General features: G+C 39.3%; 21 protein-coding genes. 13 read left to right on the top strand and 8 right to left on the bottom strand.

The window, feature by feature from the left end:
• Positions 1–177 precede the first annotated feature (177 nt).
• The 5 genes from FY048_RS09180 to recJ all read left to right on the top strand — a co-directional run bounded on the left by FY048_RS09180 (position 178) and on the right by recJ (position 6,491).
• Complete coding sequence (locus FY048_RS09180) at positions 178–975, top strand: MBL fold metallo-hydrolase (RefSeq protein ID WP_446090921.1); 798 nt, start codon at positions 178–180, stop codon at positions 973–975.
• Positions 976–1,169: 194 nt separating this feature from the next.
• The gene (gene guaB / locus FY048_RS09175) at positions 1,170–2,636 is read left to right on the top strand and encodes an IMP dehydrogenase (RefSeq protein WP_016139870.1); all 1,467 of its coding nucleotides are present in this window, start codon (positions 1,170–1,172) and stop codon (positions 2,634–2,636) included.
• Between the two features lie 149 nt (positions 2,637–2,785).
• The gene (glmM, locus tag FY048_RS09170; protein WP_446090920.1) at positions 2,786–4,123 is read left to right on the top strand and encodes a phosphoglucosamine mutase; all 1,338 of its coding nucleotides are present in this window, start codon (positions 2,786–2,788) and stop codon (positions 4,121–4,123) included.
• Positions 4,124–4,133: 10 nt separating this feature from the next.
• The gene (gene pdxH / locus FY048_RS09165) at positions 4,134–4,790 is read left to right on the top strand and encodes a pyridoxamine 5'-phosphate oxidase (protein WP_446090919.1); all 657 of its coding nucleotides are present in this window, start codon (positions 4,134–4,136) and stop codon (positions 4,788–4,790) included.
• A complete protein-coding gene (gene recJ, locus FY048_RS09160) occupies positions 4,791–6,491 on the top strand; it encodes a single-stranded-DNA-specific exonuclease RecJ (protein WP_446090918.1) in 1,701 nt (566 codons plus the stop codon). It begins immediately after the preceding gene.
• 49 nt (positions 6,492–6,540) lie between these two features.
• On the opposite strand, the gene FY048_RS09155 is transcribed toward recJ, so the two are convergent.
• Together FY048_RS09155 and FY048_RS09150 are read right to left on the bottom strand one after the other, a co-directional pair.
• Positions 6,541–7,308 carry a putative porin gene (locus FY048_RS09155; RefSeq protein ID WP_016139874.1) on the bottom strand — a complete coding sequence of 256 codons (768 nt, stop codon included), beginning with the start codon at positions 7,306–7,308 and terminating at the stop codon, positions 6,541–6,543.
• A gap of 334 nt (positions 7,309–7,642) precedes the next feature.
• Complete coding sequence (locus tag FY048_RS09150; protein WP_446090917.1) at positions 7,643–8,500, bottom strand: putative porin; 858 nt, start codon at positions 8,498–8,500, stop codon at positions 7,643–7,645.
• A gap of 207 nt (positions 8,501–8,707) precedes the next feature.
• Between FY048_RS09150 and prfB the strand changes: the two genes are divergently transcribed.
• From prfB to FY048_RS09125, 5 genes are all read left to right on the top strand, one after another.
• Positions 8,708–9,803, top strand: a protein-coding gene (gene prfB, locus FY048_RS09145; RefSeq protein ID WP_100222431.1) for a peptide chain release factor 2 whose coding sequence is annotated in 2 segments (ribosomal slippage) — positions 8,708–8,779 and positions 8,781–9,803 — 1,095 coding nt in all. Because the reading frame shifts where the segments join, the coding sequence is not laid out codon by codon here.
• A gap of 221 nt (positions 9,804–10,024) precedes the next feature.
• Positions 10,025–10,327 carry an ArsR/SmtB family transcription factor gene (locus FY048_RS09140; protein ID WP_002121891.1) on the top strand — a complete coding sequence of 101 codons (303 nt, stop codon included), beginning with the start codon at positions 10,025–10,027 and terminating at the stop codon, positions 10,325–10,327.
• Positions 10,328–10,357: 30 nt separating this feature from the next.
• Entirely contained in the window at positions 10,358–11,416 is a 1,059-nt protein-coding gene (locus tag FY048_RS09135) for an alkene reductase (RefSeq protein WP_446090916.1), read from the top strand.
• 158 nt (positions 11,417–11,574) lie between these two features.
• Positions 11,575–12,867, top strand: a complete 1,293-nt coding sequence (locus FY048_RS09130) for a 3-deoxy-D-manno-octulosonic acid transferase (protein ID WP_446090915.1) — start codon at positions 11,575–11,577, stop codon at positions 12,865–12,867.
• On the top strand, positions 12,864–13,571 hold the full coding sequence (locus FY048_RS09125; RefSeq protein WP_446090914.1) for a 16S rRNA (uracil(1498)-N(3))-methyltransferase: 708 nt from the start codon (positions 12,864–12,866) through the stop codon (positions 13,569–13,571). Before FY048_RS09130 ends, FY048_RS09125 begins: the two co-directional genes overlap by 4 nt.
• On the opposite strand, the gene FY048_RS09120 is transcribed toward FY048_RS09125, so the two are convergent.
• Together FY048_RS09120 and FY048_RS09115 are read right to left on the bottom strand one after the other, a co-directional pair.
• Positions 13,560–14,531, bottom strand: coding sequence for a mechanosensitive ion channel family protein (locus tag FY048_RS09120; RefSeq protein WP_446090913.1), 972 nt, complete (start codon positions 14,529–14,531; stop codon positions 13,560–13,562). The two genes, FY048_RS09125 and FY048_RS09120, sit on opposite strands and share 12 nt — an antisense overlap.
• Before the next feature lie 113 nt (positions 14,532–14,644).
• Complete coding sequence (locus FY048_RS09115) at positions 14,645–15,220, bottom strand: DUF805 domain-containing protein (protein WP_446090912.1); 576 nt, start codon at positions 15,218–15,220, stop codon at positions 14,645–14,647.
• A 294-nt stretch (positions 15,221–15,514) separates the two neighbouring features.
• Between FY048_RS09115 and acs the strand changes: the two genes are divergently transcribed.
• Positions 15,515–17,464: an acetate--CoA ligase gene (gene acs / locus FY048_RS09110; RefSeq protein WP_446090911.1), complete on the top strand. Its 1,950-nt coding sequence runs from the start codon at positions 15,515–15,517 to the stop codon at positions 17,462–17,464.
• Positions 17,465–17,500: 36 nt separating this feature from the next.
• Here the strand turns inward: acs and FY048_RS09105 are convergent, their stop codons facing one another.
• Positions 17,501–18,043 carry a cysteine hydrolase family protein gene (locus FY048_RS09105; protein WP_446090910.1) on the bottom strand — a complete coding sequence of 181 codons (543 nt, stop codon included), beginning with the start codon at positions 18,041–18,043 and terminating at the stop codon, positions 17,501–17,503.
• 105 nt (positions 18,044–18,148) lie between these two features.
• Here FY048_RS09105 and FY048_RS09100 point away from each other — a divergent pair, with 105 nt between their 5' ends.
• Positions 18,149–18,562, top strand: a complete 414-nt coding sequence (locus FY048_RS09100; RefSeq protein WP_005066843.1) for an Lrp/AsnC family transcriptional regulator — start codon at positions 18,149–18,151, stop codon at positions 18,560–18,562.
• A gap of 94 nt (positions 18,563–18,656) precedes the next feature.
• Here FY048_RS09100 and sfnG read toward each other — a convergent pair whose 3' ends face one another.
• Complete coding sequence (gene sfnG, locus FY048_RS09095) at positions 18,657–19,769, bottom strand: dimethylsulfone monooxygenase SfnG (protein ID WP_446090909.1); 1,113 nt, start codon at positions 19,767–19,769, stop codon at positions 18,657–18,659.
• Positions 19,770–19,798: 29 nt separating this feature from the next.
• Positions 19,799–20,536, bottom strand: a complete 738-nt coding sequence (gene msuE / locus FY048_RS09090) for an FMN reductase (RefSeq protein ID WP_016139885.1) — start codon at positions 20,534–20,536, stop codon at positions 19,799–19,801.
• Positions 20,537–20,912: 376 nt separating this feature from the next.
• On the opposite strand from msuE, the gene FY048_RS09085 reads away from it, so the two are divergent.
• Positions 20,913–21,563, top strand: coding sequence for a response regulator (locus tag FY048_RS09085; protein WP_016139886.1), 651 nt, complete (start codon positions 20,913–20,915; stop codon positions 21,561–21,563).
• Positions 21,564–21,609: 46 nt separating this feature from the next.
• Here the strand turns inward: FY048_RS09085 and FY048_RS09080 are convergent, their stop codons facing one another.
• Positions 21,610–22,377: a hypothetical protein gene (locus FY048_RS09080; protein WP_446090908.1), complete on the bottom strand. Its 768-nt coding sequence runs from the start codon at positions 22,375–22,377 to the stop codon at positions 21,610–21,612.
• Positions 22,378–22,710: the final 333 nt, after the last annotated feature.

Here is a 22,710-nt window from a genome sequence, read left to right as displayed (position 1 = left end):
ATTTATTGGGTGTAAATTTTAAATAACATTATGATTCATTTATAAAATAAGAAAAGCAAAAGCTATTTTAAAATATTATGAGAAAAATAAAGCAATTCATTGCAAGAGTTATCGAATCCCTTTATTTTAGTATGGATATAAAAATATCTAATATTTAAAGCTTTTTTGGGGAATTTTATGGGGTTTGAAAAAACAACATCGCAGATATTATTTGATAATGGCGTACATAAATGTATTAGTTTTACCAGTTTGGTCAAAGGGGAAGGTATCCAAGCCAATCAATTTTTAATTATTGATCATGAGCGCGCTGCTGTAATCGATCCGGGTGGCGATTTGACCTATGTTCCATTAACGATGGAATTAAATAAATATACACGCTTGAAAAATCTCGACTATGTGTTGGCTTCTCATCAGGACCCAGACATTATTACCTCCATGCCACGCTGGTTGGTTTATACCGATGCTAAAGTCGTGGCGTCAAAATTATGGGCACGTTTTCTACCGCACTTAAACTCGTCTTTTATGAGTGAGCGTATGAAAGGGAATTGGGAAGATCGCTTAATTGAGTTACCTGATCAGGGTCAGGTGATTCAATTGGGAGAATCAAAGCTTGTGGTGGTACCTGCCCATTTTCTACATTCGGTGGGTAATTTTCAGTTTTATGATCCAGTCGCCAAAATTTTATTTTCTGGTGATATGGGCGCTTCGATTGTTGAGGATGCTAATCAACCTTTAACAGATTTTGATACCCACGTTTTAAAAATGAAAGCTTTTCACCAACGCTATATGTGTTCCAATAAGGTTATCCGTTTATGGGTAAACATGGTCCGCCAGATGGATATTGAAATGATTGTTCCACAGCACGGCAGCCCATTTATGGGTAAAGAAATGATTAATCGGTTTTTGGACTGGATTGAGGTTTTACCTTGTGGTGTCGACTTAATGACAGAACAAGTTTTTAGTTGTCCTGCCTAAATATAATGTCAAATGAGCAACCCAGATAAAATTCTGGGTTGCAAAAACATAGATTAAAAAATAACGTTAAAACTATAATAAGTGGGAATTATTTAGAGCAGCTCTACATCTATTGCTGAAAAAGGCAAAGATAATATGAAAATTGCATTGAAATTTGTTTATAATAGCTCACGGAATTTACCAGTGAGATTGTTATGCTGACCATCGTTCAAGAAGCGCTAACCTTCGATGATGTCTTATTACTTCCTGCCTACTCTACTGTTCTCCCAAAAGATGTCTCTCTAAAGACACGTTTAACTCGCGGCATTCATTTAAATATCCCATTAGTTTCAGCTGCAATGGATACAGTGACTGAGTCACGTATGGCGATTGCTATGTCACAAAATGGTGGTATCGGGATTTTGCACAAAAACATGGATATTGCTGCTCAAGCTGCAGAAGTACGCCGTGTAAAGAAATTCGAAGCGGGTATGGTGAAAGACCCTATCACTGTAACGCCTGAAACTACAGTACGTGAACTGATTGCAATTACCACTGCTAATAACATTAGCGGTGTACCTGTTGTTAAAGACGGCAAGGTTGTTGGTATTGTGACAGGCCGTGATACGCGTTTTGAAACCAATTTAGAACAACCTGTTAGCAACATCATGACAGGTCAAGATCGTTTAGTAACTGTACGTGAAGGCGAGTCTAAAGAAAATATTCAAGCATTATTGCAAAAACACCGTATTGAAAAAGTCTTGGTCGTTGGCGAGAGCAACGAACTTAAAGGCTTAATTACAGTGACTGACTTCCGCAAAGCTGAAAGCTATCCAAACAGTTGTAAAGATGATCTTGGTCGTTTACGTGTTGGTGCTGCGGTAGGTACAGGTGCTGATACACCAAGTCGTGTGGAAGCATTGGTTGAAGCTGGTGTTGACGTAATCGTTGTTGATACAGCACACGGTCACTCAGCTGGTGTAATTGAACGTGTACGTTGGGTGAAACAAAACTTCCCTCAAGTACAAGTGATTGGCGGAAATATCGCAACTGGTGATGCTGCATTAGCATTATTAGATGCAGGTGCAGATGCTGTAAAAGTGGGTATTGGTCCTGGTTCTATCTGTACAACTCGTATTGTGGCAGGTATTGGTATGCCACAAATTTCTGCGATTGACAGCGTTGCTAATGCATTGAAAGATCAAATTCCTTTAATCGCAGATGGTGGTATCCGCTTCTCTGGCGATATGGCAAAAGCGATCGGTGCGGGTGCAAGCACAATCATGGTTGGTTCACTTCTAGCTGGTACTGAAGAAGCACCTGGCGAAGTTGAGTTTTTCCAAGGTCGTTACTACAAAGCATATCGTGGTATGGGTTCATTAGGTGCAATGGCGGGAGCAACTGGTTCTGCTGACCGTTATTTCCAAGATTCAAAAGCGGGTGCTGAGAAATTAGTACCAGAAGGAATCGAAGGACGTGTTCCATATAAAGGCCCAATGGGTAACATCGTTCATCAAATGATGGGTGGTTTACGTTCATCGATGGGCTATACCGGTTCAGCTGTGATTGAAGATCTTCGCCAAAACGCGAAATTTGTGAAAATCACTTCAGCTGGTATGTCTGAGTCACATGTTCACGATGTAACGATTACTAAAGAAGCTCCAAACTATCGTGTTGGTTAGAATTTGGTAACCAAAACAATGAAGAAAGCCGTCATTACACTGACGGCTTTTTGTTTTTGGTGTAAAGTAAAACTGAAGAAAAGAAATATGGCGGAATTGCCATATATGAAGTGAGCCACCGCTGAAGTGGCGTAAGAATGAGATAAGCTATGAGTTATTTTGGAACGGATGGTATTCGTGGAAAATTTGGGCAAATGCCTATTACTCCAGAGTTTGCTTTAAAACTCGGTTTTGCTGCAGGGAAGGTATTAAAACGAACGAGTCCAAAAAATAAACCGCTCGTTGTATTAGGAAAAGACACACGTTTATCTGGTTATATTTTAGAATCTGCTTTGCAGGCAGGCTTAAACGCTGCTGGCGTATATGTTCATTTACTTGGTCCATTACCAACCCCAGCAATTGCACACCTGACTCGTGCTTTGCATGCACATGCAGGTATTGTTATTTCTGCATCGCATAATCCATATTATGATAATGGGATTAAATTCTTTTCAAGTGAAGGCAAAAAATTACCGGATTCATTACAAGAAGAAATTAACCGCGAATTAGAAAAAGATTTATTTATTGAGGACACTGCAAACTTAGGTAAAAGTGTTCGTGTAAATGATGCAAATGGTCGCTATATCGAATTCTGTAAATCTACATTCCCTTACCACTTTGATTTAAATAATTTAAAGATTGTGTTGGACTGTGCTCATGGCGCGGCATATAGCGTTGGACCTTCAGTTTTCCGTGAGCTAGGGGCAAAAGTTGTTGCTTTATATAATGAACCAGATGGCTTAAATATTAATGAAGGCTGTGGTTCAACACATCCTGAACACTTACAAAAAGCAGTGGTTGAGCACGAAGCAGATTTAGGTATTGCCTTTGATGGCGATGCTGACCGTGTGGTAATGGTTGATAAGTTTGGTAACTTAATTGATGGCGACCATATCTTATATATTTTGGCGACTCAGGCGCAAAATAAGCCAGCGGGTATTGTTGGTACTGTCATGAGTAATATGGCACTTGAAGTTGCATTTGAAAAAGCAAATGTTAATTTTGTTCGTGCAAAAGTCGGTGACCGCTATGTATTACAGGCTTTAGAAGAAAATGGTTGGGTGATAGGTGGTGAGCCTTCTGGTCATATTTTAACTTTAGATAAGAGTACGACTGGTGATGCCATTATCGCCGCACTTCAAGTTTTAACTGTGATGGTCGAGCAAAACAAGGCTCTTCATGAATTGGTTCAAGACTTTAAATTATTCCCACAAGTTCTTTTGAATGTACGTTTAGAACAAATGCTTGATCCATATTCTATTCCAGCATTGGTAACTGAATTTGATAAGGCAGAAGCACAGCTCAAAGGCCGTGGACGTATCTTGATTCGTAAGTCAGGAACAGAGCCTGTAATTCGTGTCATGGTTGAAGGTGACAATGAGCAAGAAGTGAATGCTTTAGCTCAGCATTTAGCAGATTCAGTTCGTTCACAAGCACAAGTCGCATAAGGTGCATGACATGAGTGATGTCATCAAAGATCTAAGTGAATTACGCTTGAGCTATGAGCAAGGCGAGTTGTATGAGGGGCAGGTTGACTCTAACCCTCATCAGCAGTTTCTTGGTTGGTTTAACCATGCTCTAGCAGCCAACTTGCATGAACCCTATGCAATGTCATTAGCAACAGCAAGTGCAAATGGCAGACCCCATGTTCGAACAGTATTGTTACGTGGGGCTACAGAAGCTGGCTATGATTTTTATACTAACTATGACAGTCAGAAAGGTATTGATTTGGCAGAAAACCCATATGCCGAATTATTATTTTACTGGCCAAGTCTAGAGCGTCAGGTGCGAGTTGGTGGTCGTGTAGTTAAAATTGCTGAGCAAGAATCTACAGATTACTACCTTAAGCGACCACGTGATAGCCAGATTGCAGCGCATATCAGTACTCCACAAAGCGGTAAAATTGAAAGCCGAGAGCTGTTACAGCAACGTTTTCAAGACTTACAGCAGCAAGTCGAAAGTCGTGAAGTGCTTGATAAGCCTGAGTTCTGGGGAGGCTATCGTCTGCAACCAGATTATTATGAATTCTGGCAAGGGCGACCAAATCGTTTACATGACCGCTTGAGTTATGAAAAAATCGACGGTCAATGGACGCTGCACCGACTGATGCCTTAAATGACAAAAATACAAATCAAACAAAGACCTTTATTGACACGCCCTGAACAGTTTCAGGGCGTGCCTCCGTTTATTGCCGAGATTTTGGCAAGGCGTGGAGTACAATCTGAGCAGGAATTAGAATTAAAGCTTAAGAATTTACTTGCTCCTCAGCTCAAGGGATTAGAAACCGCTGTAGCTTTAATAGATCAAGCCATTGATGAGCATGAAAAAATTGTTATTGTTGGGGACTATGATGCAGACGGCGCAACCAGCACAGCGTTAATGGTATTGGCGCTTCGTGATATGGGAGCACAAGTCGACTATTTAGTTCCAGACCGATTTAAATACGGTTATGGGCTTACGCCTGCAATTGCAGAGCTTGCACATCAAACTTATCAACCTGATTTATTAATTACAGTCGATAATGGAATTTCCAGCCATGCTGGGGTTGATACAGCCCATGCATTGGGCATGCAAGTTATTATTACAGATCATCATTTAACAACTAAAGAAACACCTCCGGCAGAAGCGGTGGTTAACCCAAATCAGTTAGGTTGTGATTTTCCAAGTAAAGCACTTGCAGGGGTGGGGGTTGCTTTTTATGTGCTGGCCAATTTGGCAAGTTTGCGTAACAAGCAAGGTAAAAGTACGAGTAAAGTCACTCAATATCTAGATTTAGTCGCTTTGGGAACTTATGCGGATGTTGCTGTATTAGATTATAACAACCGCATTTTAGTGGATGCAGGCGTGAAGCGCATTCAGCAACATCAATGTCGTGTTGGAATATTGGCGTTGTTAGATATTGCGGGCCGAGAGGCTTCGTCTTTGCGTGCACAAGACCTAGGTTTTGTTTTAGGTCCGCGTATTAATGCTGCTGGGCGTATGGAGAGCATGCGTATAGGCATTGAATGTTTATTAGCAGACTCTATGGAAAAAGCTTATCCGATTGCTCAACAATTAAATCAGTTAAATATAGAGCGGCGACAAATCGAAGGGGAGATGAAGCAGCAAGCTTTATCTGCTTTAGATAGTTTGCAGCTCTCAAAAGAGGATATTCCACAAGCTCTTGTACTCTTTGAAGAGAGTTGGCATCAAGGCGTGATTGGGATTGTGGCAGGGCGTTTAAAAGAACAGTTTCATCGCCCAGCTATTGTCTTTGCACCAGATGAAGATGGTATCCATATTAAAGGATCTGCACGTTCAATTGATGGTGTGCACATTCGAGATATGATTGAACAAGTTGCTGAACAACATCCGGAATTGGTGAGCCATTTTGGCGGACATGCGGCAGCGGCAGGTTTAACGATACGTAAAGAAAATTTTGATGCTTTTAAAACAGTGTTTACTGCCTGTGTTGCAGCTATGGAAGAATCTTTGTTCCAAGCTACTCTATGGACAGATGGGGAATTACCAGCTTCGGCTTTGCAACTAGACACATTGGATTGGATCGAGCAGCTTGGGCCATGGGGGCAAAAATTCCCTTTTCCTCAGTTTGAAGGACATTTTAAAGTTGTCGATTATCGCTGGCTTAAAGAAACACATCTAAAACTTAGATTAGCCCTTGAACAATATACTTTTGATGCGATTGCTTTTAATGCCGCGGGAAGATTTGAATTTAATCCTATGCGAGATGAAGTTCATTTAGTCTATGAGATTGATCGTAATGTATTTAAGGGCAATGTAAATTTACAATTGCGCATTGTGCATTTAAACCAATAAAAAAATCCGCTCAAATGAGCGGATTTTTTTTAGAAACTTTTAGACTAGATTAGAAACGGTAGCCTGCACGAACACCATAAGTGTTGTCGTTGTCACCGAAACCAATACGACCTTCAAGACTTACTTGTTGATTTAAGAATTTTTTAGCATTAATACCAAATTCATCTTTATCAGTTAAGTCGTTATTGTAGTAATCCACACCAAGACTTAAAGTTTTATCGATGTAGTAGTCACCACGAACTTTATATTCGTCTAGGTCACCAAACGCACCGAACGCTTCAAGGTTTACGTCATGTTGACCTACTTGAGTTACGTATTTAGCACGAACTGTTGGATCAGCGCCGTCTTTACCGTCTTTTTCGTCGTAACCTTTAACACCTAGCGCAAGTAATAAACCTGGAGCTGGTAAATAACCTACTTCAGCTGCATAAGTTGTTACTTTACTATCAATATTGGTGTTATCAATTTCACGCTCAGTACGGCCTACATCACCGCTAAGGTAGAAATCTGAGTTAGGAACATAGTATTCAACACCTACGCCATACTGAGTGTCTTTTGTACCGCTGTTATCACCATAGTTGATAAGTGCGTTAACATTACTTGCACGGCTTAAGAAAGCTGCTTCAGCAAGTGGAGCGTTACGAGTTTGAACAGGATTAAAGTAATAAGTCCCGTCAACACCGAATTTACTTACGCTGCTACCGTTGTCTGGATCAAGATAATTGTAAGAACCACCAACTTCAGCTTGGTAAGCGTTTGCTGCGCCACTTACTGCGAGTGCAGATAAAAGAGCTGATGCAATTGCTAGTTTTTTCATGGAATCTCTCCCCTCTAAAAAGCGATTTATAAATGTTTTGTTACAAGTTTCAGTCTAGAGGAAAATGAGTTAGCGTCAATCTTGTGCAAGTAACCATACTGTAACTATGTGCTTTTTTTGTAAATATGTTTAACTTAAATATTTGATTTTAAAATTTAAAATTAGAATGTTTTATTTTATTAAAATTGAGGAGATTTTGTGTAGATCATAAAAAATGCTGTAAAAATACCCAATTTTGTATGAGGATGTTACTGGTTAAACTTAAAATGAACTGAAGAACGCTCAGATAAATCTATCCAAGCGTTTATATCTTTAATTAATAAATTCTTATGAATTAGAAACGGAATGTTCCATTAATACCAAAAGAATCAGCATCCTCAACAGTCGTATAAGTTAAGCCTACTGCTACTTGTGGTGTAAAGAATTTTTGTGCGCGAAGACTAAAAATTGTATCTGAATCTTCTGCTGTTGAATCTGCAAAAGATGCTCCAATACTTAAAGTTGGATCAAGATAAAGATCTGCACCTAAACGATAAGTAGTTTCATCTCCAATATAAGTTTGGCCTTCAAAATTAGTATAAAAACCAGAAATTTGAGTTACATACTTCGCACGTAGAGTTACGGCTGTATCATCATCTTCACCAGTTACAGCTGTAGCATTTGTGACTGAAGTAATAAAGCCATATTTAGCTGCTTGTATTGGATCAAAGCTTTCAGATAAATCTGTTACACCAGCGGCCAACAATAAGCCATCTGTTGGTAGGAAACCGACCTCTACAGCATAACCATTACCGCTATCATCAACCGAACCAAAATCATTTGCAGTGACTTCGGTTTTTGTACGGTTAAATGCTCCTGATAAATAGAGTGAGGTATTTGGAATAAAGTATTCACCTGTAATACCTACAGAACTAAATTCGAGTTTCCCAGAATCTTCATCATCTTCTAGTTTGCTATATGCATATCCTAGTCCAATATTTGAAGATTTATTTAAAAAAGCAGCTTCAGCTAAAGGGAAAGTTTTTGCTTCTACTGGATTAAAATAATATTTGCCGTTAATACCGAAGCTATTATTTTCTCCCTCATCCATATCTGTAAATTCGTACATTGTACCAACTTCAGTTTGATAGGCATTTGCATTGAAAGCACATGTAGCAGTAAGGATTGCGAATAAAATATTTGATTTTTTCATGAGAAAAACTCTAGTAATGAATGTTATAAAGTTATTAAGATTTTAAGTTACTAATTTTAATATGTTTTTATAATATTAATCAATATTATTATATTTGTTTATCACGATTAAAATAATAAAAAACAATAAGTTTTAGTCCTTTTGTTTGAAAATGGGAAGCTATGCTAAAATAATCGACTGTTTATCTGCTTTTATGGGAACACTCGCGTGGAAATTAATCCTTATCTAAACCAATTGAAAGACTTAACTGATCGTAGCCAAACACTACGGGGGTATCTTTGACTACGATCTGAAAAAAGAACGTTTAGAAGAAGTTTTACGTGAGTTAGAAGACCCTGCGATTTGGAATGACCAAAGCCGTGCTCAGGCAATGGCGAAAGAAAAGGGCGAACTAGAAAACGTTATTAATGTGTTGGATGGCTTGTCAACACAACTTGAAGATGCAAAAGCAATGCTAGATTTGGCCGTAGAAGCCGACGATGAAAGCCTACTGGAAGATGTTCAGTCTGAGCTTGGCGCTGCCGAAGATGAACTGGCTAAACTTGAATTCCGTCGTATGTTTAGCAACCCGATGGACCCGAATCCTTGCTATGTCGAGATTCAATCAGGTTCGGGCGGTACTGAAGCACAAGACTGGGCATCTATGCTATTACGTATGTATATGCGCTGGATTGAACGTCATGGTTTCAAAGCTGAACTCATGGAAGTATCTGATGGTGACGTAGCTGGTATTAAGTCTGCAACGATTCGTGTTGAAGGTGAATATGCCTATGGTTGGTTACGCACAGAGTCAGGTGTACACCGTTTAGTTCGTAAATCACCATTTGACAGTGGTAACCGCCGTCACACCTCATTCTCTGCTGTGTTCATTTCACCAGAAGTTGATGACAATATTGAAATTGATATTAATCCTTCTGATGTTCGTACAGATACTTACCGTGCATCTGGTGCAGGTGGTCAGCACATTAACAAAACCGATTCGGCAGTTCGTTTGACACATACTCCAACAGGTATTGTGGTGGCGTGTCAGAACCAGCGTTCGCAGCATGCTAACCGTGACCATGCATGGAAACAGTTACGTGCGAAACTGTATGAGTTGGAAATGCAAAAACGTAATGAAGCGGCTCAAGCCTTAGAAGACTCGAAGTCTGATATTGGTTGGGGAAGCCAGATTCGTTCATATGTATTAGATGATTCGCGTATTAAAGACTTACGTACGGGCGTTGAAAACTCTAATACGGGTGCTGTTCTTGATGGTGACCTTGATCGCTTTATTGAGGCGAGCTTAAAACAAGGTTTATAAGAGTCTGCTGAACTTTTAGTTTAAATACAGTTCATCTATGAATATGTAGAACTCTTGGATTTTTAGCGATTAAAACGGCAAAGCAGTTCAGCCTTTAAATGTTAATCGAAAAAATGCGATATGAATATCGGAAAAAACAGATATGAATATCGCAAAAATGCGATATGATGTTTTCGAAATGCTGAATAAAGCTTTGTTCGTTTAAAAGACGTGTTGAGCCTATGGATATTGATGCAATTAGCAAAGCCCTTTCCAATCCGCTACGTCGGCAAATTTTACAATGGTTGAAAGAACCTGCGCATTATTTACCAGTGGAAGAGTGTGGTGGTAGTTTTGAGAAGGGTGTTTGTGCAGGTCATATTGAACGATTGGGTAAAGTAGCACAGTCTACAATGTCTAATCATTTGTCTGTTTTACAGCAGGCGGGGCTAATTCAGGTCCAAAAATATGGTCAATGGTCTTATTTTTCACGTAACGAAGCTTTGATTCAGCAATATATCGAACATTTAAAACAAACACTTTAATTACTATTTAAAGTGTAAGTCGAGGCGACTATGGCTGAACTCAATACTCCTTTAACGGTTGGTGATTTTGAAATTAAAAATCGATTGGTAATGGCTCCATTAACGCGTGCGCGTAGTGGTGAAAGCCGAGTACCGAATGATTTAATGGTTGAATATTATCAACAGCGTGCAAATGCCGGTCTTATTTTGACTGAAGCAACAGTGATTGGTTCAAAAACTGTGGGTTATGCAGAAACTCCAGGATTATGGTCAGAAGAACAGGCACAGGCTTGGAATAAAATTATTGAGGCAGTTCATGCTCAAGGTTCAAAAATTGTAGCTCAACTTTGGCATGTTGGCCGTATTTCACATCCTGAACTTTTAGATGGTGATATTCCTGTTGCACCGAGTGCGATTCAACCTGCGGGTGAAGTGAGTTTATTACGTCCTAAGCGTCCATATGTAACGCCACGCGCACTTTCAATTGAAGAAATTAAAGAGGTTGTAGCTCAATATAAACATTCAGCAGAATTGGCTAAAGCAGCTGGTTTTGATGGTGTTGAGTTACATGCGGCAAATGGTTATTTAGTTGACCAATTCCTTCAAAGTAACACTAACCAACGTAATGATGAGTATGGTGGTCCAGTTGAAAACCGCGCACGTTTATTATTAGAAGTGATTGATGCGTTTATTGAAGTGTGGGGCGCTGGCCGAGTTGGTGTTCATATTGCACCGCGTGGTGATTCGCACGATATGGGTGATGAAAATCCGTTAGCGACATTTGGTTATGTCGTTGAGCAGTTGAACCAACGTAATGTTGCTTTCATTTTCTCTCGTGAATATGAAGCTGCCGACAGCATTAGTTCAAAACTTCGTGAAAAATTTAATGGTGTATGGATTGCGAATGAGAACCTAACACCAGAGTCGGCAAAACGTATTTTGCGTGATGGTGAAGCTGACGCAGTATCTTTTGGTAAAGCATATATTGCCAACCCAGATCTTTTACAGCGTTTAGAGCAAGACTTGCCTTTAAATGAACTTCAACCAACGACTTTATATGCTAAAGGCGCTGAAGGTTATACAGACTATCCAACGCTAGAAGCTTCGTAAATTTTTTGAAATGATTGTTTACTGACCTAGTTTATTTATGAACTCAGTAAATCGCTTTTCTTGTAATGGTAGAGTTTAGGTATCGAAACTCTGCCATTTTTTCTATCTATGTTATATTTTCCCCAGTTTTTAAATTTTGACTATTTGAGGCAAACCGCTTGGCGACCCCTTTTTGGTACAACACCGCACTTCATTTATTAAAACCCTTTTACCGCTGGCGGATAAAAAAACGTGCAGAAAGCCAGGAATTATATAATCAGGAATGTCTTGAAAGATTTGGGCCGTTTGAATCTCCGAAGAATGTGAGAGCAATCTGGTTCCATGCTGTCTCGGTTGGAGAAACTAACGCTGCTCAGCCTTTAATCGAGCATTATCTTAAACTTGGACAACCTGTTTTAGTAACCAATACGACTAAAACGGGGCAGGCACGTGCCAAATCGTTATTTTTAAAAGCCCCTTATTTAGACTTGTTTCAAGCAGTTTATTTGCCTGTTGATCAGAAGCATCTTTTAAAACAATTTTTTGAGTTGTATCAGCCAAAAATTTTAGCATTGGTTGAAACTGAGCTTTGGCCAAATTTAATCGATCAAGCCAAACAGCAGCATGTTCCATGTTTATTATTAAATGCGCGGTTATCAGAAAAATCAGCTAAAGGTTATGGGCGAGTTACAGGTCTAACAGCAGGAATGCTGAAAAAAATTGACTGGGTGTTGGCCCAAGATAATGCGACTCGACAACGTTATGTAGAACTTGGCTTAGATCAACAAAAAAGTCAGGTGGTTGGAAATATTAAATTTGATATTCACGCCCCTGAAGCATTTTTAAATCAGGCTGCAAAGCTACACCAGCTATGGTATTTGGGGCAACGGAAAGTCCTGACAATTGCCAGTACACATGCACCAGAAGAACAACAAATTTTGCAGGCACTTCAGCCTTATTTAAAGTCAGATCCAGATTTAGTTTGTATTGTTGTACCTCGACATCCTGAACGTTTCGATGAAGTATTTGAAATTTGCCAAAACTTAGATTTAATTACTCATCGTAGAAGTTTGAACCAAAGTATTCATACCAGTACACAGGTTTATCTAGCCGATAGTATGGGGGAGCTTTGGTTATGGTACGCCTTAAGTCAGGTGTGTTTTGTGGGTGGTTCTTTAAATGAGCCGGGTGGTGGACATAATATTTTAGAGCCTATGGTTTTGAATGTACCGACCGTAATTGGACCTCGTTACTTTAATTTCCAAACCATTGTCGATGAATTCATTGACGAAAATGGTGTGCTCATTGCCCAAGACGCTGAGCAAGTTGTGGCAATCTGGATGGCATGTTTAGCTGAACCTGATCAGGCCCAACAAGTGGTAGAACAAGCACATAAAGTCTTACAACGTAACCAAGGTTCATTGCAAAAACATATTGGAGTAATTAACCGGTATTTGGCCGATAAACCATGAATATCGTTTTACTAGAGTCTGAAGATATTCAGTCAGACACATGGTCAATTCACTCAAAGCGCCAATTACAGCATTTACGTGAACATCTTGATATTTCAGTCGGCCAAAATCTGAAAGTTGGTATCCGTAACGGCGCACGTTATATCACGGAAATTGTTTCGATTAACGAGCAAGAAGTCTGTCTTCGGTCTATCAGTGAAGAAGCTGTACCTGCAAAAATTCCGGTTCATTTAATTGTGGCATTACCCAGACCTAAAGTTTTACGCCGTTTAATTATGGACAGTGTGACTTTAGGTGTTGAAAAAATTAGTCTGATTCATAGTTATCGGGTCGATAAAAGTTACTGGCAGACTCCCTTTTTACAGCAAATCGATAACTACGTTACTTTGGGACTTGAGCAAGCAGGGGACACGATTGTTCCTGAAATTCAAATGTACAAACGCTTTAAACCTTTTGTTGAAGATGTTTTGCCAAGCTTAATTTCGAAAGAAACACCTGCTTATGTGGCTCATCCTTATGCCGAGCAGAGCATGCCAGTCAATATTCCGCATGCTTGTAGTGTAGTCGTTGGGCCTGAAGGTGGCTTTATTCCCTATGAAGTTGATTTGCTCACAAAAAACGGCTGCCAAGCTGTGAGCTTAGGCAACCGTATTTTAAGAACTGAAACATCAGTTTCTTATATTTTAGGTCGTTTATTTAGTTGATGCTTCAGGGTTTAAAAGTGGCTGATTTGCGGCCATTTTTAATTCCTGAATTGGGTAAGGAATATTAATTCCGTTCGCATTAAAAGCTTGTTTGACCTGAGCTTGAATGGTGCTCGTAGATGACGAAATATCAGTTTCAGTGGTATCAACCCACCAGCGTACAGTCAGGTTAACCGAGAAATCTGCTAACGCTGTAACGTTAACCGAGAAGGCTGGTTGGCTAAGTACATTTCGGTCATTGTTAAGAATATCTAAAATAATCTGCTTGGCTTTTTGTTCGTCATCTTCGTATCCAATTCCGACTACAAACTCACAACGTCGTTGTTGATAAGCAGTATTTACAGTTAAAGCACTCGTATAAACAGTCGCGTTTGGGATAACAATACGGCGTCCATCTGGTGAGCGTAAGAATGTTGCACGAATTTGAATATCTTCAACAGTTCCTTCAAGCGAATTGACAACAATGGAATCGCCAATGCGGAATGGTTCGCTTAATAAGATTAAGATGCCTGACAGTAAATTTTGAAAGATATCTTTAAATGCAAAACCAATAGCGACAGAACCAATTCCAAGAGCACTCATAAGTTGCCCTGGTGTAAACCCTGGAATCGAGATCACTAAAGCAATTAAGAAACCAAAGAATAAAATCGCTGTACTGCCTACGCGGTTTAAGACCAACACTAGGTTTTGGCGCGTGTAAGAACGGTTTTCTAAGGTTTTACGAACAAAGAACTTAAATAATTTGGTGAGTAGCCAAAAAATAATAAAAACGATAATCGCAATACATATATAAGGCACACGTTCCCAGAAGTTATCCACGATTTTATCAATTGTGGTATAGGCATCATGATACTTTTCAGTATGGGCTAAAACCGTTTGAGTGGTTTTAGTACCCGCTTCTTGCAAAAGTTCGCCTGTATTTTTTGCGACATCCGTTAAGGATTTTTGTTCATCAGCCACGGCAAGTCTCAATTAAAAAAAATTATGAAAGCGATTTTCGGCTTTCATCATAGTAGGAGATAAAATGTGCGCCTACTATAATGAGTTCATCTAAATAATAAAGTGTTTTTTAATTAAAAGTATTCCGTTCCTTTTTGTAAGATTTGTGTCGGTGTCTCTAGGGTATCGGTTCCTGAGAAATAATAAAAAATTCCTGCTGTTGAAATGAGGCTAATTAAAATTGCCGCTAAAATAAGCCAAGCCATCAGTTTTTCTATAAACGTTGAAGGCCGAACAGGACCATATTCATTTGGACCTGCTGTACCTGAGGCAAGCAGTAAATAAATCATAAAAAAGAACTGAACAACTGGAATGAATAACAGTAATCCCATCCAGCCACTCTTATTTAGATCGTGCAGACGTCGAACAACGAGAACAATATTTAAATAAATTAAAAACAGTGAAAAAGCCCAGACCATTAAAGCACTGGCTCCAGAAAGAGAGCTATAAAATTCAAAATTAAATAAATTGCTTGAAAGCTGAAAACTTCCAAGAAATGAGGCCAAAATGAAATAGCCCAAGAGGGTGACTAAATAAATCAGTCCATAACCACCTAAATAGCTCATACGATTAAAACGCCCATGAATCGAAAAAGGACTATCTTTAAAAGGGAGCTGAGGTGGGCGTGAAGAGCTTGTTTGGGCAAACATATTATTTTATTCCTGTGTTGCGTATGAGAGACAAAATAATCTTTGTTGATGATCAAAACCATCAAATCTTGAAAAAATTATAAAAGGAAAAGCTATAGACAAATGTTTTAAATCAACTTAATTTTATAAAAATGTTCACAATTTCGTATGCTTGAGTAAGTGGTTAATATATGACCAAAGTCGCATTGTTTGGACTTTGAAAGAGTCATCATACTGCAAAGGCATGCAAATAAGATCCAGTAAAATAATAGCCACAGTCTCGAGATGGGATGCACAAGATCAAGGAAGTTGCGTATGAATGAGATCTATCCAGTACCAGAGGAATTTAAAAAAACAGCTCGTACTGTTGAAGCAGACTACTTTAAACGTTATCAACACTCTATCGAGAACCCAGATGAATTCTGGGCAGAGCAAGCTAAAATTGTCGATTGGATAAAACCATTTACCCAAGTTAAAAATACGAGTTTTGACAAAGACAATTTCAAAATTGAATGGTTTGCTGATGGTGAGTTGAATGTGTCAGCAAACTGCCTAGACAGGCATCTTAAAGAACATCCTCATAAACCTGCAATTATTTGGGAAGGTGATCATCCTTCTCGCCATAAAATCGTTTCTTATAAAGAATTACATGACGAAGTCTGCCGTTTTGCCAACGTTTTAAAGAAATATGGCATTGGTAAAGGTGACCGTGTTGTGCTGTATATGCCAATGGTGACTGAGGCTGCAATTGCCATGTTGGCCTGTACTCGTATTGGTGCGGTTCACTGTGTAGTTTTTGGTGGTTTCTCGCCAGACTCTTTAGCAAGCCGTATTGAAGATAGCCAAGCGAAACTGGTAATTACCGCAGACTCAAGTCTACGTGCTGGAAAACTATTACCACTCAAAGAAAATGTCGATTTGGCTCTAGAATTGCCGGGTACAGAGTGTGTTGAAAATGTAGTGGTGGTTTACCGTAATGCGAACCCGATTGAAATGAAACTGAGCCGTGATTTGTGGTATCACCTCATTATTATGGAAGTGGATGCCAACTGTCCTCCAGAGCCTATGAAGGCAGAAGATCCTTTATTTATTCTCTATACTTCTGGTTCAACAGGTAAACCAAAAGGAGTCTTGCATACCACTGGTGGTTATCTGGTTTATGTGACAAGTACCTTTAAAGAGGTATTTGATTTAAAACAAGATGATGTGTACTGGTGTACGGCTGATGTAGGCTGGATTACAGGACATAGTTATCTCCTCTATGGACCGCTGGCAAATGGCACCACGACTTTAATGTTTGAGGGGGTGCCTCAATATCCAACATGGGCACGTCTTGGTCATGTGGTCGACAAGCACAAAGTCTCTATTTTATATACGGCTCCAACCGCGATTCGCGCCATGATGCGAGAAGGTGATTCGTTTGTGCGTGAAAGTAACCGTAGCAGCTTGCGTTTACTCGGTTCGGTCGGTGAGCCTATTAACCCTGAAGCTTGGAACTGGTACTACAACGTGGTCGGTGAAGGCCGCTGTCCAATTGTTGATACATGGTGGCAAACCGAGACAGGTGGTATTTTAATTGCACCGTTACCAGGCGCAACCGCGCTAAAACCTGGTTCGGCAACACGTCCGTTATTTGGTATTCAGCCAGCAATTGTAGATGGTGAAGGTAATGAGCTAGAAGGTGCAGTAGAAGGTAACCTTGTGATTAAAGATTCATGGCCCGGCCAGATGCGTACCATTTGGGGTGACCCAGATCGCTTTATTGAAGCTTACTTCTCGACCTTTAAAAATACTTATTTTACAGGTGATGGCGCCCGCCGTGATGAAGATGGCTATTACTGGATTACGGGCCGCGTAGATGATGTTTTAAACGTTTCAGGCCACCGTCTGGGTACGGCTGAAATTGAAAGTGCTTTGGTATCGCATGAATCGGTGGCAGAGGCTGCTGTTGTGGGTATGCCGCATGATATTAAAGGACAGGGTATTTGTACTTTCGTAACTTTACAAGCGGGTGTTCCAGAGTCGGAAGAGCTGCGTAAAGAATTGATTAACTGGGTACGTAAAGTGCTTGGACCAGTGGCTTCACCAGATGCACTACACTGGGCACCAGCATTACCTAAAACACGTTCTGGAAAAATCATGCGCCGTATTTTAAGAAAAATCGCGGCAAATGAGTTAGATAGTTTAGGAGATACTTCAACCTTGGCTGAGCCAGCTGTGGTAGATCAATTAATTGCAACGGTCTATCCAGATAAGCAAAACTAAAATTTTAAAAAAGCCCCGTTTGGGGCTTTTTATTTTTTAATGTTTTTCTAAAAACGCTGCTGTGCTTTGTACATCAGCAAACATGCTTAATGCAGCTAAAAAGGCATTTTGTACGTCTTCAGCTTTCACGATTTTACCGTTGAAGGTTAAATCGCGGGTAGCTGTTGCATCGCCAATTAATATAGGTTCATAGCCAAGTTCTTTGGCTGCACGTGTACCTGAATCAATACAAATATGTGTCATCATGCCTGTAATTACGAGTTGCTCAATTTGATGTGCTTTTAAAACTTCATCTAAATTGGTTTCTAAAAAACTGTTTGGATAGTGTTTTGTTACGATCAATGAATCACTGCCAGCATTGAGTTGAGAGTGAAGCAAAACACCGTCGGTATTTTCTTGAAAGAAGCTGGCCTGTGGTGGGCTAATATGTTGCACATAAATGATTGGGAGATTTTTCTCGCTAAAATATTGTTCGAGCTGCTTTATTTTTTCTAAGGCTTGATCGGGCTGTACCAATTCCATTTTGCCATTTTTAAAATAATCATTTTGTACGTCGATAATTATCAATGCTTGTTTCATGAGATCACTCTTGTTGATATGAGATAAAACAAGATTATTCTCTGCTCGCAAAATCGGCTATAGTCAGATGAAAGCATTAACGCCAGTTTTCTTTCGCCATGAAAAATGAATATTGAATTAGACCCGATTGATCTAAAAATTATTGCATTACTGAAGCAAGATTCCCGTTTAACAAATAAAGAGATTGGGCAGCGTGTTCACCGGACAGGGCAGGCTGTAGGCGCGCGCATAGCCCAGTTGATGGATGCAGGGGTTATCAAAAATTACACCATTGCTGTTCAATACAGCCATAAACAATTTATTCATTTACATTTAAATGAACAACGCGCATTTGAAGAAATTGAAAATTTGGTCAAGCAATATGAACAAATCGATGAATGCTTTAAAGTCATGGGCAATGCTTGCTATATGATCGTAAGCCATTTTGAACCCGCAGCATTAAATGAATTTATCGAGAAACTTTCAAAATGGTGTCGTTATTCGGTTGAAACAGTGATTCGAGAAGTTGAGAAATCTTAAAAAAATAAAGGCTCCAAGCCGAGTCTTGGAGCCAATAAATCTTTATTTTTAATTTATTGTTTTTATTGTCTTGCGCTGCTTTAAATGAAGTTTTTTAGGCTGATTTCGCTTGAATTTCTATCTCCTTTTCTTGTTGAAGTTCTAATTGGCGAACGAGTGGTAGAACTTTTTCCCCAAAATATTCTACTTCTTCAATGAAATGTAAGAATCCAGAAAGAATCAAATCAACACCGACATCTTTAAGCGCCACAATACGCTCTGCAATTTGCTGAGGTGTACCAATTAAATTGGTTTTAAAGCCATCGTTATATTGCACTAAATCTTCAAAACTTGATTTTGCCCAGTTACCTTGTTGCTCTGGAGAAGCTGCACCGGCTTCACGTGTTGCATCGCCAAACGCATTTACCGCTTCAGTGTTGGCTTTATCAATAATTTCTTGAAGTACCGCTTTTGCTTCTTCTTCGGTATCTCTAGCAATAATGAAAGCGTTCACCCCAATTTTAACCTGATGGTCATTGGCTTTAGCTTTAGTGCGAATGTCTTCGACTTGTTTTTGAATTTCTTCTACGGTATTACCGTTGGTGAAATACCAGTCAGAAACACGAGAAGCCATGTCACGTGCAGCACGTGAGCTGCCGCCTTGAAACACTTCAATATGAGGCTTTTGCAGAGGTTTCGGTTTAAGTGTGTAGTTTTGGAATTGGTAGTATTTACCATCGAAACTATAGTTATCGGTGGTCCAGATTCCTTTTAACGTGCGAATAAATTCTTCAGAGCGGACGTAGCGCTGGTCATGTTCTGGCCATTCTTCACCAATCGCATCAAACTCTCCTCTAAACCAGCCACTCACCACATTAATGGCAATACGGCCTTCAGTTAGATAATCAATTGTTGCAAGTTGCTTAGCAGCGAGTACCGGTTTCCATGGGCCGGGCAGAATAGCCGCAATCACCTTAAGTTTTTCAGTTTTTGCCAGTAATGCATGACTGAAACTTACAGACTCATGCTGATTTTCTGCCCCATAGCCCGCCGTAAAACGAATTTGGGTGAGTGCATATTCAAAACCATTTTTTTCGGCAGCTTGAGCAAGTCGAACATTGTAGTCGTAACTCCAGTCTGTACGCTGTTCAATGTTACTCACAACAAGGCCACCGCTTACATTTGGTACCCAATAAGCAAATTTAATCGGTTGTTGTAATTGCGTCATGGTGTGCTCTCCCAATTCGTTATTTTTATTTAGGCAACATGCGTTAATGATTTGCCAGACTTGTGATGCAAGCGAGACTCTGCCGCATCAAGATCAGGTACAGCTGCTGAAGGTAATACTTCTTCTTGCTCAATTTGCTTGTTAATACCAAGCTCTTGATTCGCTTGCTGAGTCTTAGATTTGATCACTTCTGCACGTTTACCTTTCGCTGGCGCCCATTCTAAAATTGGTAATGCACGTGCCACTGCTAACGTAATACGATCTGATAATTGCTCGCTTTTCACCGTGTATTCAGGGGTAAAGTCACGATCAGTTGCATATACGCCAATTGGTAAAGTTTGTGCTTGGAAGAAACTGAACAATGGACGAAGTTGATGTTCAAGTACGAGTGCATGACGATCGCTACCGCCTGATGCTGCTAAAAGTACAGGAACATCGACCAATGCAGTTTGTTCAACAAAATCGAAGAAATGTTTGAAAAGACCCGTAAAAGAAGCGCGGTAAACAGGTGTGCCTACAATTAAAGCATCTGCTGCTTCAACTGCTGCAAGATCATCTTGTACACGCTGTGGAAGTTGGTTGCGATAAAATGCACCGCCTAGTAATGGCCCAATTTCGCTTAATTTAATAAAATGAACTTTAATATCGGTTGCTTCGGATAACTCATCAAGAATGGCTTGAACCAAACTTTCCGTTTTAGATGGGGTATTTAAGCCACCAGAAACAGCAACAATATTCAAAGGTTTTGGTGATGTGATACCAGTCATAATTTGGTTCCTAAGCCTAAAACAAGAGATTGGACTTATTAATCAACAACGACGGCAAACTGTAAAATAACGAAATTGGTCAACCTTATCAGTTTTAAATATAAAAGATAAATAGTGGATTTTTATACTTTGTTTCTATATTAAGTTACTGTTTTTATTTTATATAATTATTGTTGATATATTTTTTATAATAAAAAGTAAGCTTATATAAAAAACAGATTAATTTTGATTAAATGTTAAAAAACATCTGAATATTTTAGCTAAGTTCTGCATTTATCAACATTTTGCATAAAAATGGATAAGATGAACGTATCTTTCAACTAAATAGTAGGGTTACAATAGGCCATACTTATGCTCAAGATTACTTTAATCGCTTATGAATATTTTAATCGTTGATGATCATCCTTTGTTTCGTCATGCTTTAATTCAAGCAGTACGTTATAGCCTGCCACAGGCACAAATTCATGAAACAGCTTCGGTTGATGAGTTTTATGAGCGTTTGGAAAATGGGGCAGAACCTGATCTAGTATTACTCGATTTAAATTTGCCGGGTGCTTCAGGCTTTTCTGCTCTAGTCTATGTACGAGCACAGTATCCAGCTATTCCAATTATTGTGGTTTCTGCGCATGAAGAAACTTCAATTATTCAGCGTGCGATTGCACATGGCGCGATGGGTTATATTCCTAAATCTGCTCATCCAAGTCATATTGGTGAAGCGATTCGCCACGTTTTAGAAGGTGAAATCTGGTTACCACCTAACCTGCCATCTAACCTTAATCTTGATCCGAGAGCGGCAGATGAAACTGCTTTAGCTGAACGTATTCAATCTTTAACACCACAACAATTCCGTGTTTTGATGATGGTTGCAGAAGGCTTGTTAAATAAACAGATTGCCTACGAACTCGATGTTTCAGAAGCAACGATTAAAGCGCATGTGACAGCCATCTTTAGAAAGTTAGGTGTACAAAACCGAACACAGGCTGTACTGGCAATTAGTGCATTAAATATTGAAGATAGAAAAATCTAAAAATTAAAAAAAAGACCTTAATTGAGGTCTTTTTTATATGTGGCACTTAAGCAAGGCAATCTTGCTTTGGTGTTAGGCTGTCGCAGTACAAAGGATTGAGTGCACATTGCAAATCATCAATTTGATCTTGAGTCACATAACCTTTCATTTTTAAATATTCAGCTACGCGGTCATCACGCAGGCTTAAAAAAGCCGCATCATAAACGCCTAAATCTACAAAAAGTGCAGCTGTTTCTAGACTATTAAAGCGATCAAGGAAAATATCATTGCCATACATCAAGAAGATATGCTCGAGTTTTGCTTTTTCATCAACATGTAGTCGTTCAGCAAGTTGATCTGGATGAGTTTTAATAAAGAGTAAGTCAGAGAGTTCATCAAACTGAGTCATATCTAACTGATTTTCTCCGTGTTTGACGTGACCAAGCCAAGCTTTGAAAACAAGTACAGCACCACCGCGAAGTAACATGCTCCAGATTTGATGACGCGTATCGTGATCAAGATTTTCACTTTCAGCTGTAAGGACTTGTAAGAACTTTTCTTCTTGTTGACCTAATTTATCAAATAGCCCTAAACCTTGTGGATGGTAAGCCGCAGGTGCAAATACATCAAAATTCAAATCATGAAAAATATTAAGTGCGAGTGGGACTGCACATTGATAAATCGTATTTAATGCCTTGATATGGGCTTCATTCAGTTTGCTATTGGGAAAAATACTTTGCCAATCTAGTTCAGGAAGTAAAGCATTGGCACTGTATTGACGATAAAACTGTTGAGATGAGAGTTGGCCTTGTGGGCTGTTATCAGAAATATTCATGGCAATTGTCCTTTGCATTAATTCGTGAGCAGGGGTGCTTAATATAAAAATCGGTTAAAAAATGGTTATACATTTATCAAATGCGTTTGGAATAGTTATGTGTCATCAAGAATGCAAGTAGAATACGACTAAAGTCGTATATAGTGGTTTTTAATGGATAATAATTATAAAAAACAGATATTTATTAAATTGTAACTAAGTATACAAGTGTTCACTTACAAAAAAGATGGGCTTTGCCATAGAAAAAGGGCTGTTGGAAAGTTTGGCCAATTATTTAATGAACAAAAGTAGACTTTTTGAGCAGTTCTGCCTATTGGCTTAAATTAAACCTAT

Source organism: Acinetobacter sp. 1124_18A, assembly GCF_052824995.1.
The sequence above is the reverse complement of the archived record's forward strand: the minus strand, read 5'-3'. Positions and strand labels throughout refer to the sequence as shown.